The sequence below is a fragment of the Actinomadura physcomitrii genome, assembly GCF_008923205.2.
GTDB lineage: Bacteria > Actinomycetota > Actinomycetes > Streptosporangiales > Streptosporangiaceae > Spirillospora > Spirillospora physcomitrii.
This window is the reverse complement of the sequence record NZ_WBMS02000026.1, coordinates 37,245-49,697: the sequence shown is the minus strand read 5'-3', so window position 1 is coordinate 49,697 and position 12,453 is coordinate 37,245. Positions and strand designations below refer to the sequence as shown.

The window sequence follows — 12,453 nt, the reverse complement described above, 5'->3', positions numbered from 1 at the left end:
GTCGCGAAAAAGCGGCGGCCGGTCCGGCCGGATCGCCGGCCACCGCTCGGGCGGGCGCCGGCCGGCGGGCCGCCCGCCGCTGTGCGCAGGGACGGCCCGCCGGCCGGAACGCCGGGCTAGGACTTGCGGAGCCAGTACGTCAGGCCGAGCTCGTCATCGCGGCCGGCGGTGAGGCCCTCCGGGCGGCCCTCGGTGACGGACGTGGCGAGGACCTCGGCGCCGACCTCGTCGCCGTGGGCGCGCAGCGCCTCGGCGAGGTCGTCGCCGGCGGCCTGCCACCACAGCTCGATCCGGTCGGTGACCTCCAGCCCGGCGGCCTTGCGGGCCTCCTGGACGAGCCGGACGGCCTCCCGGACGAGCCCGGCGCGGCGCAGCTCGGCGGTGACGGTGAGGTCGAGGGCGACGGTCTCGCCCGCGGCGCTCTCCACCGCCCAGCCGCTGCGCGGCCGCTCGGTGACGATGACGTCGCCGGGGGACAGGCTCACCGCGCCGACGCCCGCGGCGTCGACCTCGGCCGTGCCGGTGTCGCGCAGCGCGTGCACGAGCGCCGCCGGGTCGGCCGAGGTGACGGCCTTGGCGACCTTCGGGGTGTCCTTGGCGTACCGCTTGCCGAGCTCCCGGAAGTTCGGCTTGACCTCGTACTCGACGAGGTCGCCGCCGATGGACGACAGCTCCTCGAACGCCTGGACGTTCAGCTCGTCGGCGATCTGCGCGCGCAGCTGCTCGGGCAGCGCCGTCCAGCCGGGGGCCCCGACGAGGGCGCGGCCGAGCGGCTGCCGGGTCCGCACGCCGCTGGCGGCGCGCGCGGACCGGCCGAGCTCCACCAGCCGGCGGACGAGGGCCATCTGGGCGGTGAGGCCGGCGTCGAGCAGGTCCTCGTCCACGGTGGGCCAGTCGGCGAGGTGCACCGACTCGGGGCCGTCCTCGGGCCGGATGACGTCCCACACGTGGTCGGTGATGAACGGCACCATCGGCGCCATCAGCCGGGTGAGGGTCTCCAGGCACTCGTAGAGCGTCGCGAACGCGGCGGCGCCCTCGGGCGTCCCGGGGCCCTCCCAGAAGCGGCGGCGGGACCGCCGGACGTACCAGTTGGACAGGTCGTCGACGAACTCGGCGAGGCGCCGCCCGGCGCGCGCCGTGTCGAACTGCTCGAGCGAGGTGTCGACCTCGCGGACGGTGCGGTGCAGCTCGGCGAGGGCCCAGCGGTCCAGGAGCGGCCGGTCGGCGGGCGCGGGCGCCTCGCCGAGCCGGTCCGGCGTCCACGCCCTGCCCTGCGCCTGCGCCGCGTTGGCGTACAGGACGAAGAAGGACGCGGTGTTCCAGTAGGTCAGCAGGACCTTCCGGACGATCTCCTCCAGGGCGGCGTCGCCGACCCGGCGGGACGCCCACGGCAGGCCGCTGGCGAGCATGAACCAGCGCAGCGCGTCGGCGCCGTGCCGATCCATCAGCGGGATGGGCTGCAGCACGTTGCCGAGGTGCTTGCTCATCTTGCGGCCGTCCTCGGCGAGGATGAGGCCGAGGCACAGGACGTTCTCGTAGGACGACCGGTCGAACACCAGCGTCCCGATCGCCATGAGGGAGTAGAACCAGCCGCGGGTCTGGTCCTGCGCCTCGCAGATGTACTGGGCGGGGTAGGTGTTCTCGAAGACGTCGTTGTTGCGGTGCGGGGCGCCCCACTGCGCGAACGGCATGGAGCCCGAGTCGTACCAGGCGTCGATGACGTCGGGGACGCGGCGCGCCTCGGTGCCGCACTGCGGGCACGGGATCGTGACGTCGTCCACGTAGGGGCGGTGCGGGTCGAGCGAGGACATGTCGCCGCCGGCCAGCTCGCCCAGCTCCTTCAGGGAGCCGACGCAGGTGATGTGGTCCTCGTCGTCACCGCACACCCACAGCGGCAGGGGCGTGCCCCAGTAGCGGCTGCGGGACAGCGACCAGTCCACGTTGTTGCGCAGCCACTCGCCGTACCGGCCGGTCTTGACGGTCTCGGGAAACCAGTTGGTCTTCTCGTTCTCCTCGAGGAGCCGGTCCTTGATCTGCGTGGTGCGGATGTACCAGGCGGGCAGCGCGTAGTACAGCAGCGGCGTGTGGCAGCGCCAGCAGTGCGGGTAGCTGTGCTCGAAGTGGCCGCCCCGGTACAGCAGCCCGCGCGCGCGCAGGTCGTCGGTGAGCGGCTCGTCGGCGTCCTTGAAGAACTTGTTGCCGACCAGGGGCACCTCGCGCAGGAACCGCCCGTCCGGCCCGATCGGGTTGACGATCGGCATCCCGTAGTTCTTGCAGACGGTCATGTCGTCGCCGCCGAACGCGGGCGCCTGGTGGACGAGCCCGGTGCCGTCCTCGACGGTGACGTAGTCGCCCAGGACGACGTAGTGCGCGTCGGGGATGTCGACCAGCTCGAACGGCCGCTTGTACGTGGTGCGCTCCAGCTCGCGGCCCTGGTAGGTCGCAAGGCGCTCGGCGCCGTCACCGAGGACCTGGTCGACCAGCGGCTCGGCGACCACGAGGACCTCGTCGGACCCGGCGGGGCGCGCGGCGACGTAGGTGACGTCCGGGTGGACGGCCACCGCGGTGTTGGACACCAGCGTCCACGGCGTCGTCGTCCAGATCAGCAGCGCGGCGCCCAGCTCGGCCGGCGGGCCCGACGTGACCGGCATCCGCACGTACACCGACGGGCTCGACACCGTCTCGTACCCGCCGGGCTGCCCCAGCTCGTGGTCGGACAGGCCGGTGCCGCAGCGCGGGCAGTACGGGGTGATGCGGAAGTCGCGGAACAGCAGCCCCTTGTCGAAGACCTGCTTCAGCGACCACCACACGGCCTCGACGTACTCGGGGTCCATCGTCCGGTACGCCTGGTCGGTGTTGACCCAGTAGCCCATGCGCTCGGTCATCTCTTCGAACGCGTCCACGTGGCGCAGGACCGACTCGCGGCAGCGGTCGTTGAACTCCGCGACGCCGTACTCCTCGATGTCCTTCTTGCCGGTGAGGCCGAGCTCCTTCTCCACGGCGACCTCGACGGGCAGGCCGTGGCAGTCCCAGCCCGCCTTGCGGGGGACGTGGTAGCCCTTCATCGTCTTGAAGCGCGGGAAGATGTCCTTGAACACGCGCGCCTCGACGTGGTGGACGCCGGGCATGCCGTTCGCGGTGGGCGGGCCCTCATAGAAGACCCAAGGGGTCCCGGACGCGGTGCGCTCCAGGGACCGCTCGAAGACCTTGCTCTCCCGCCAGCGGCGCAGCATGTCCCGCTCCATGGCGGGCAGATCGACCTGCGCGGGCAGCGGCCGGAAACTACGGCTCACTTCGAGGGACCTCCGGATCGACGCGTGGGCCTGCACGTGGACCGGAGGGACGAGACGCCTGCCCGGACCGGCCGAGCGGGGACCCGCGGTACCACCCTCCTTGACCGCGCCGGCCCGGTCGCCCGGACATGCGCGGCCCGCTTCGTTCGAGTCTCGGCTGCCGGGTCTACTGGGCCCGCGGGCGCGGCGGCGCGTCCGGGACGGTTCTTCCGGCGGCTCCGGGGTGATCAGGCCGCCGGGCTCGCCCCCGGGCTCGCACCGTCCCCGGGTCGCTCATCGCTGCGTACGGCGGCAGGTGTCCCCATCACGGCCTGCCAAAAAGACTGCTGCCCCGACTCTAACGCACCCGGCGCCCGCTCTCTTCCCGATTACCGGCCCGCCGGGGCCCCGCCGGCGGCCGTCCGCGGCCGCGGGGTTCCTTTGCGATCTCCTGCTATTCGCTGGAGTTTCCTTGTGAGCGAGCGCCGGGCATAAGCGGTCGGTAACCGACCCGAGGTGTTTACCCGGCCCGCGAAAGGGGACTTATGCTGCCCGCACTGCCTGTCGAGGCGATCAGCGCTGAGGAGGCCACCATGGCCGGCGCGGCGAAGGGCACGGTGCCCTCTGGAAAGGCGGCGCCGTCCGGAGAGGCGGGCCCGTCCGCCAGGACTCCGGCCGCCGGGAAGAAGGGCCGGAGCGCGCGCCAGGCCCCGGCGAAGGCGCCCGCGGCCAAGGGCTCGGCGGGCACGGCCCCCGCGACCAGGTCCGCCGGCGGCTCCAGGACGGCCGAGCCCGCCGCCGGGAAGGCCGCGGCCAAGCCGGGCCGCGCCGGCAAGGGCGGCGCGGCGAAGGCGGCGGACCTGCCGGTCCGCGAGGGCGAGGGGCACTGGACGGCCACGGAGCTGGCCGAGGTGCGGGCCGGGCTGGAGGAGCAGATCGTCGCGCTGCGCGAGGAGATCGCGGCGTCCGCGGTGCAGATCGCCGAGGGCGACATCAACGAGGGCGCCGGCGACGACCAGGCCGACGCGGGCGCCAAGACCTACGAGCGCGAGCACGAGCTGGCCCTCGCATACAATTCACGGGACCTGCTGGCCCAGATCGAGCGGGCCGTCCAGCGAATGGAAGCCGGCACGTACGGGATCTGCGAGTCGTGCGTCGAGCCGATCGGCAAGGCGCGCCTCCAGGTCTTCCCGCGTGCGACCCTGTGTGTGACATGCAAACAACGCGAGGAACGTCGCTGAGCGACCAAACGAACCCTGACGGAGGGGCCGGGGAATCCACGGGATCTCCCCGGCCGCGCCGCGTCGGCGTGCTGATCGCCGTGGCCCTGGCCGCGCTCGCCGCCGACATCGTGTCCAAGACCATCGTGGTGGCCACGCTGCAGGACCGGGCGCCGGTCCGGCTGCTCGGCGGGCTGCTGAAACTGCGCGAGACCCGCAACAGCGGGGCCGCGTTCTCGATCGGCACCGGCTACACGATCGTCTTCACCGTGATCGCCTGCGGCGTGGTGGTGGCGATCCTGCGCACCGCCCGCAACCTGCGCAGCCTGCCCTGGGCGGTCTGCCTCGGGCTGCTGCTCGGCGGGGCGGTCGGAAACCTGCTCGACCGGCTGTTCCGGGCCCCCGCGCCGCTGAAGGGCCATGTCGTCGACTGGATCGAGTTCCCCCACTACCCGGTGTTCAACCTGGCGGACTCGGCGATCGTCTGCGGCGGCGTGCTGGCCGTGGTGCTGGCCGCGCGCGGCCTCCAGATCGACGGGACGCGCGTAGCGGAAGGCAAGGACGCCGACAAGGATCCGGACGGCGCCTCCGCCGACCCGCCCCCGCCCGCCGCCGACAGGCCCGGCACCGCGAACGAGCCCGGACCGGCGGCGCCACATGCCGAGGACGGGCCGCCCGGCCCGGACGGCACCGGTTCCCCGGCGGCCGGGGACGAGGACGTCCCGGCGCGCGAGGAGAAGCCCTGATGGGCGGTGAGGTGCGCAGCCTGCACGTGCCGGACGGCCTGGAGGGCGAGCGGGTCGACGCCGCGCTGGCCCGGCTGTTCGGCCTGTCGCGGGGCGGGGCCGCCGACATCATCGCCGCCGGCGACGTCCTGCTGGACGGCCGGGAGGTGGCGACCAAGTCCGAGCGGCTGCAGGCGGGCGCGTGGCTGGAGGTGACGCTCCCGCCCCCGCCGGCGGCGCCCGCGCCGGTCGCCGAGCCCGTCCCCGGGATGGGGATCCTGTACGAGGACGACGACATCGTCGTGGTGAACAAGCCGACCGGCGTCGCCGCCCACCCGACGACCGGGTGGACGGGCCCGACCGTCCTCGGCGGGCTGCTCGGCGCCGGGCACACGATCGCGACCAGCGGCGCGTCCGAGCGGCAGGGGATCGTCCACCGACTGGACGCCAACACGACCGGCGCGATGGTGGTGGCCAAGAGCGAGGTCGCCTACTCGCGGCTCAAGCGGGCGTTCAAGGAGCGCCGCATCGACAAGCGCTACCAGGCGCTCGTGCAGGGCCACCCGGACCCGTTCCGCGGGACGGTGGACGCGCCGATCGACCGGCACCCGTCGGGCGACGGCCGGTTCGCGGTCGTGGCGGGCGGCAAGCCGTCGGTCACGCACTACGACACCGTCGAGGCGTTCCGGGCCGCCACGCTGCTGGACATCGACCTGGAGACGGGCCGCACGCACCAGATCCGCGTGCACATGTCCGCGATCCGGCACCCGTGCGCCGGCGACATGGCCTACGGCGCCGACCCGACGCTCGCGGAGCGGCTCGGCCTGCGGCGGCAGTGGCTGCACGCCGTCCGGCTGGGCTTCGAGCACCCGACGCGGGGCGACTGGGTGCAGTTCGAGAGCCCCTACCCCGACGACCTGGCGCACGCCCTGGAGATCGTCTCCGCGGAGTCCTGACCGCCGGTCAGCGCTCGGCGGCGTCCAGGCCGGCCTCGATCACCGCGTTCATGATCCGCGCGAGCCGGTCGCGGCCGAGGGAGGGCGCGCGCTCGGCCATCGCGTCGACGATCGCCCGCTCCCGGTCGGGGTTGCGGCCCGCGAACCCGCCGACGGGCTTGAGCCGCTGGACGAGCGCGGCGACCTCGGCGCGGCGCTCCAGCAGCACGGCCAGCGCCGCGTCCAGCCCGTCGATGGCCGCGCGCGCCTCCGCAACGGTGCCCAGGTCCGCGACGGACGGCAGCGGCACGCGCAGCAGCGGGTCGGCGGGCTCGCAGGCGGGGCAGGACGTCCCGGCGGCGTCGATGACCTGGTCGTGCATGGCGGTCTCCCTCTCTCGCGGCGACCGGACCGCGCGGGGGATCCGTGCCCGGGGCCGCGTTCGGAAGGCCTGCCCCAGGCCGGGAGGTCGGTCGGAAGTCGGTCGGTGAATGGTAGGGCGGGAGGCCCCGTGCCGGTCAAATCCCGGACGCCCGTCTCGCTCCGTGAGACATCCCGGAGAGGGCGCGGCGAGTGCCGGATGTGACGCGCGAGACGGTGGGCGCGTCGGGGAGCGGACGCCCCCCGGACGGGGTTAGGCTCTCAGGACCGCGCCATCCCGGCGACCCGGCCGGGACGGCGATCTTCCCCCGGGACCGATAACGCGACCACGTGCGGGCCACGCACGTGGGCGGTCGCATGCGAGCATCAGGAGGCGCATCGGGCATGGCCGACTCTTACGTTCACCTGCATGTTCACACCGAGTACAGCATGTTGGACGGCGCTGCGAAGATCAGTCCGCTGGTGGCCAGGGCCGCCGAACTGGGCATGCCGGCGGTGGCCATGTCCGACCACGGCAACCTGTTCGGCTCGTATGAGTTCTGGAAGGCGGCCAAGAAGGCCGACATCAAGCCCGTGATCGGGATTGAGGGATACGTGGCGCCCGAGTCGCGGTTCGTCAAGAAGCCGATCCTGTGGGGCGAGCCGCACCAGAAGAAGACCAACGAGCAGACCGGTGAGGGCGGTGACGTCTCCGCGTCCGGGTCGTACCTGCACAAGACGATCTGGGCGCGTGACGCCGAGGGCCTGCGGAACCTGATGCGACTCTCTTCGCGCGCTTCGTTGGAGGGGCACTACCGCAAGTGGCCCCGGATGGACGATGAGCTGCTCGCCGAGCACTCCAAGGGCCTCATCGCCACGACCGGATGCCCGTCGGGGGCGGTGCAGACGCGTCTTCGGCTCGGCCAGTACGACGAGGCGTTGAAGGCGGCGGCGAAGTACCAGGAGATCTTCGGCAAGGACCACTACTTCCTGGAGTTGATGGACCATGGGCTGCCGCTGGAGCGGCGGGTCCGCGAGGATCTGCTGAAGATCGCGCAGACGCTCGGGATCCCGCCGCTGGTCACCAACGACTCCCATTACGTCACCGAGGACCAGGCGACCGCGCACGACGCGCTGCTGTGCGTCGGAACGCAGGCGCTGATCACCGACCCTGACCGGTTCCGGTTCGGCGGGTCGGGCTACTACCTCAAGACCGCTGATGAGATGCGGGCCGTGGACTCCTCCGACGCCTGGCTGGAGGGGTGCCGTAACACCCTGCTCGTCGCCGAGATGGTCGAGCCCTACGACGAGGTGTACGAGCGCCGCGACCTTGCCGCGAAGTTCCCCATTCCCGAAGGCGAGACTGAGAGCAGCTGGCTGCGCAAGGAGGCGATGGCCGGCGCGGTGAACCGGTTCGGTGACCCCGTCCCCGCCGAGGTGCTCGAGCGCATCGAGTACGAACTCAAGGTCATCGACGACATGGGGTTCCCCGGTTACTTCCTCGTCGTCTCCGACATCTGCCGGTACGCCAAGAACAACGGCATCTGGCTGGGTCCGGGTCGCGGGTCGGCGACCGGGTCGATGGTCGCCTACGTCACCGACATCACCGACCTGGACCCGATCGAGCACGGTTTGATCTTCGAGCGGTTCCTCAACCCCGAGCGCGTGTCGATGCCCGATGTCGACCTCGACTTCGACGACCGCCAGCGCGAGCAGATGATCGACTACGTCACCGAGAAGTACGGCCGGGACAACGTCTCACTGATCATCACCTACATGTCCATCAAGTCCAAGGCGGCGGTGAAGGACTCCTGCCGCATCCACGGACTGCCGTTCGCGCTCGGCGACCGCATCACCAAGGCGTTCCCGCCGGCCGCCGCCGGCAAGGAGATCCCGCTGTCGGCGGTGTTCGACGAGTCCCACCCCCGCTACAGCGAAGCGACCGAGCTGCGCCAGCTGTACTCCGACGACGTCGACGTCAAACGCGTGATGGACACCGCCGTCGGCATCGAGGGATTGACCCGCGGCACCGGCGTGCACGCCGCCGGGGTGATCCTGTCCTCCGAGCCGCTGATCAACGTGATGCCGATCCACCAGCGCCCCGACGACGGCGCCCGCATCACCGGCTACGACGGCCCCTCCTGCGAGGAGCTGGGCGCGCTCAAGATGGACTTCCTGGGGCTGCGGAACCTGACGATCCTCGGTGACGCGATCCACAACGTGAAGGCCAACCGCGGGATCGAGGTCAAGCTGACCGACATCCCGATGGACGACGAGAAGACCTACGCGCTGCTGCGCGCCGGGTGGACACTCGGTGTGTTCCAGCTCGACTCGTCGATGATGCGGGACCTCACCAAGCTGATGGCGCCGACCCGGTTCGAGGACGTCTCCGCCGTCCTCGCGCTCGGGCGGCCGGGCCCGATGGGCGCCAACGCCCACGTCAACTACGCCCTCCGCAAGGCCGGGCAGCAGGAGATCGCCCCGATCCACCCCGAGCTGAAGGACGCGCTGGAGCCGATCCTCGGTACCACTTACCACTTGGTGGTGTACCAGGAGCAGGTCATGGCGATCGCGCAGCAGCTCGCCGGGTACACCCTCGGCGGCGCGGACCTGCTGCGCCGCGCGATGGGCAAGAAGAAGAAGGAGGAGATGGACAAGCAGTGGTCCATCTTCTCCAAGGGCATGGCGGACAAGGGCTACTCCGCCGAAGCCGCGCAGGCGGTCTGGGACGTCCTGGTGCCGTTCTCCCAGTACGGGTTCAACAAGTCCCACACCGCCGGGTACGGGATGGTGTCGTACTGGACCGCGTACATGAAGGCGAACTACCCCGCCGAGTACATGGCCGCGCTGCTGACCTCCGTCGGCGACAACAAGGACAAGATGGCGGTCTACCTCGGCGAATGCCGCCGCATGAAGGTCAAGGTGCTGCCGCCGAGCGTCAACGAGTCCATCGGGGTGTTCGCCGCGGTCGGCGACGACGTCCGGTTCGGGCTCGGCGCGATCCGCAACGTCGGCGACAACGTCGTGGACGGCATCATCACCGCCCGCAAGGAGAAGGGCGCCTACACCGACTTCGGCGACTTCCTCGACAAGGTGCCGATGCCGGTGTGCAACAAGCGCGCCATCGAATCGCTGATCAAGGCGGGCGCGTTCGACGACCTCGGGCACCAGCGCCGGGCGCTGATGATGGTCCATGAAGCGGCCGTCGAGTCGGTGATCAGCGAGAAGAAGAACGCCGCGATCGGACAGGACTCGCTGTTCGGCGGCCTGGACACCGACGACGCCGGCGGTTCATCGCTCGCCGTGACCATCCCCGATGGCGACGAGTGGGACAAGTCGACGCTGCTGACCTTCGAGCGGGAGATGCTCGGCCTGTACGTGTCGTCCCATCCGCTGGACGGGGCCGAACGGATCCTGGAGAAGAACCGGGACGTCACCACCGCCGAGGCCAGCGCCGGCGGCCGGCAGGGCATGGTGCGGCTGGCCGGGCTGATCTCCGGGCTGGACCGCAAGGTCACCAAGCAGGGCAACACCTGGGCGATCGTCAAGCTCGAAGACCTCGACGGCACCATCGAGGTCCTGTTCTTCCCCTCCTCCTACCAGCTCTACAGCGCGGCGCTCGCGTCCGACGTGGTCATCAGCGTCCTGGGCAAGATCAACGAACGTGACGGCAGCGTCTCCATCAATGCCCAGGAGATGCAAGTGCTGGACGTGTCCGCCGCCACGGGCAAAGAGCCGCCCGTCGTCATCAGCGTCCCCAACGACAAGATCAACAACAAGACCGTCCTCGAACTCAAGCGCGTTCTCACCGCCCATCCAGGAGAAGCCCCCGTCCATCTGGAATGCTTGCTCCCCGGCGGCCGTGGCACCCTCTACAACCTGGAGTACTTCCAGGTCCGCGCGGACTCGGCGTTCTTCGGAGACGTCAAAAGCCTCTTCGGCCCGCGCGCTGTCCGCCAATGACCGTCTGGGCCGGGCGCTCGCTACGCGCGTTGCCGAATGAGCCCGGCGACGAAATGATCGATCTCGCTGACTGTGGGATCGGACCGTGCCTTGCTCCAGTTCGCGCGTAGGCGGCCCAGCTCACGGTCGACACGGGCGGATACCACCATCGTCAGGTCGCTGCTGATGGATTCGACGGTCAGCGCGGCGGCGTCCGGCTGGTTGCGGCGAAGCTGCAAGGCGGCGAGTCGAGTTCCGATGAGCGACCGGGAGCGGCGTTGAGTGCCGGGGCGGCCGATCAAGGAGGCCGAAAGGTATTCCTCGGCTGGAGCCAGGTCCCCGGCGCTGGCCAGAGTTGTTCCGGTCTGGTGGCGAAGGGCAGCGTGGGAGTAGGAGGAGCCCGTCCAGTCCGGGGCCTGGGACGATGAGGCACGTTCAAGGTCTCGCTCGGCAGCTTTCAGGAGAATACGGGCGGCCTGAGATTCGCCGTCGGCTGCGTGGGCTTCCGCGCGCATGGCGGTGATCCAGCTACGGAGCCGAGGGGGCGCCGATGCCGGAAGAGTCCGTTCCGCGGCGTCGGCAAGGTCGCGTCCGTGTCTGGTGTGGCCAAGTTCCACGGCCTGTAGCGCCATGGCGCGTAGGGTGGTGGCCTTCAACCGGTAGTCGTCCGCCTGAACGGCCATCCGAACCGATTGAATGTAATATCCCTGAGCAATTCCGGCTTTTCCGGCGTCGCTGGCCATCCATCCGGCTAGGTACGACATTTCCGCCGCTGCGGCGAAGAGTGCCGGTCGACTTCGAGGGGACGCGTGCCGGAGCACGGGGACGACGTGGTTGGTGAGGTAGGCCGCGATCGAGGCGCGGACATGGGCGCCGCCGAATCGGTCGTCCAGATCGCTGAAGACCGTGCTCACTTCTCGGATACGAGCGGCCTCGGCGGAGCCTGCCGTCCTGCCCGGGCTGGGTGATGGCCGGGGCGGAGCGCCGGAGGCGGCGGGAACGGCGGCGGCCGCCAGCGAGAACAGCAGGGTTCGACGGCCGGGACGATGATCCGGTACGCGGTCATCGGGGTACATATCGAGCCTCCCGAGGTGGTCCAACCAGGTCATCGGGTCTGCTCGCCACGGATCCGCACCTTCCGGATCCTCCCCGTCCTGATCAGCCTCTTCCCAGCCTAAGTCGGCCGCACGCAGGCCGGGCGCGACGAGCAGCCTCCGGAAAGCTTCAACGATCACGGGGATCCGCTCTGGCTGGGGTGTACGTCCGGTGAGCCAGTGCGACAGCGAACTGGCGTTGTAGCGAAAGTGGCAGTTGTTCTCCTCTGCTACTTGGTTGATCTGATCGGCGACTGCTGTGAGCGGTATTCCGATCCGGGCCAGTTCGGTGTCCAGTGCGGTGTTGCGGATCTCGATCATGCGAGGTCTCGGCATTGTTGCCACCTCCCGGGGGCCACTATCTTCCCTTCGCCATCAGGAATCTAGGGCACTCGCCTATCCGGCTGGTAAGAAAAATCGAGAAAAACACGCCGCTATGGTCGCCGCCGTTCCAATGGAGTTGTGTATATGACAGGCGGGACACGCTGACCGCCGGGCCGGCAGGCGGCCCGGGGAAAGGAGAGATCGAGATGATGACCGAGACGACCCAACGCGCGGTGGAGGACCTGTTCGCGGGTCCGCAGGTGCTGGAGATCCCGGCGGCCGAGGCGCTCAACAGCAAGACCCCGGGTGACAGCGACACCTACACCGAGGAGGACTGACCTCTTCTCCCCAGCGGCCCCCGGAGTTCGGATGGCTCCGCCCTCACGTCCGGTTCCGGGGCCGCTCTCCCTTTGCTCCCCCTGCGTAGGAAAACCGAGGGAACGATGCTGAAGTTGCAGATCACCGGTGGCCCCGACCCGATCGCTGGATGGGAGTTCAACGGTAAAAGCTGGTCGTCCGCGTGCGGGTCGTTCGAGCCGTTCGCGCACGAGGCGCTGGAGCACCAGATGGTCGCCAGGACC

At 70.4% G+C, this 12,453-nt stretch carries 8 protein-coding genes; 5 read left to right on the top strand and 3 right to left on the bottom strand.

All coding sequences use genetic code 11. The features are described 5' to 3' along the window. Positions 1–116 precede the first annotated feature (116 nt). Positions 117–3,293: an isoleucine--tRNA ligase gene (ileS, locus tag F8568_RS28840; RefSeq protein WP_151596842.1), complete on the bottom strand. Its 3,177-nt coding sequence runs from the start codon at positions 3,291–3,293 to the stop codon at positions 117–119. Positions 3,294–4,132: 839 nt separating this feature from the next. On the opposite strand from ileS, the gene F8568_RS48695 reads away from it, so the two are divergent. The 3 genes from F8568_RS48695 (at position 4,133) to F8568_RS28825 (ending at position 6,173) form a co-directional block, all read left to right on the top strand. Beyond that, on the top strand, positions 4,133–4,513 hold the full coding sequence (locus F8568_RS48695) for a TraR/DksA family transcriptional regulator (protein ID WP_236009291.1): 381 nt from the start codon (positions 4,133–4,135) through the stop codon (positions 4,511–4,513). Positions 4,514–4,581: 68 nt separating this feature from the next. Continuing rightward, the gene (lspA, locus tag F8568_RS28830) at positions 4,582–5,238 is read left to right on the top strand and encodes a signal peptidase II (protein WP_328601061.1); all 657 of its coding nucleotides are present in this window, start codon (positions 4,582–4,584) and stop codon (positions 5,236–5,238) included. Further along, on the top strand, positions 5,238–6,173 hold the full coding sequence (locus tag F8568_RS28825; RefSeq protein WP_151596840.1) for an RluA family pseudouridine synthase: 936 nt from the start codon (positions 5,238–5,240) through the stop codon (positions 6,171–6,173). Before lspA ends, F8568_RS28825 begins: the two co-directional genes overlap by 1 nt. A 7-nt stretch (positions 6,174–6,180) precedes the next feature. Here the strand turns inward: F8568_RS28825 and F8568_RS28820 are convergent, their stop codons facing one another. Then, positions 6,181–6,534: a chorismate mutase gene (locus F8568_RS28820; protein ID WP_151596839.1), complete on the bottom strand. Its 354-nt coding sequence runs from the start codon at positions 6,532–6,534 to the stop codon at positions 6,181–6,183. A gap of 383 nt (positions 6,535–6,917) precedes the next feature. On the opposite strand from F8568_RS28820, the gene dnaE reads away from it, so the two are divergent. Continuing rightward, a complete protein-coding gene (gene dnaE / locus F8568_RS28815) occupies positions 6,918–10,475 on the top strand; it encodes a DNA polymerase III subunit alpha (protein WP_151596838.1) in 3,558 nt (1,185 codons plus the stop codon). Between the two features lie 20 nt (positions 10,476–10,495). On the opposite strand, the gene F8568_RS28810 is transcribed toward dnaE, so the two are convergent. Continuing rightward, complete coding sequence (locus F8568_RS28810; RefSeq protein ID WP_151596837.1) at positions 10,496–11,869, bottom strand: hypothetical protein; 1,374 nt, start codon at positions 11,867–11,869, stop codon at positions 10,496–10,498. Between the two features lie 209 nt (positions 11,870–12,078). On the opposite strand from F8568_RS28810, the gene F8568_RS49845 reads away from it, so the two are divergent. Beyond that, complete coding sequence (locus tag F8568_RS49845) at positions 12,079–12,210, top strand: hypothetical protein (RefSeq protein ID WP_268896402.1); 132 nt, start codon at positions 12,079–12,081, stop codon at positions 12,208–12,210. Positions 12,211–12,453 lie beyond the last annotated feature (243 nt).

Bases quoted from the DNA above. Each gene is read 5' to 3' on its own strand.
- F8568_RS28825 (WP_151596840.1), top strand. From the start codon at position 5,238: ATGGGCGGTGAGGTGCGCAGCCTGCACGTGCCGGACGGCCTGGAGGGC.
- F8568_RS28810 (WP_151596837.1), bottom strand. From the start codon at position 11,869: ATGATCGAGATCCGCAACACCGCACTGGACACCGAACTGGCCCGGATC.
- F8568_RS28820 (WP_151596839.1), bottom strand. From the start codon at position 6,534: ATGCACGACCAGGTCATCGACGCCGCCGGGACGTCCTGCCCCGCCTGC.
- dnaE (WP_151596838.1), top strand. From the start codon at position 6,918: ATGGCCGACTCTTACGTTCACCTGCATGTTCACACCGAGTACAGCATG.
- F8568_RS49845 (WP_268896402.1), top strand. From the start codon at position 12,079: ATGATGACCGAGACGACCCAACGCGCGGTGGAGGACCTGTTCGCGGGT.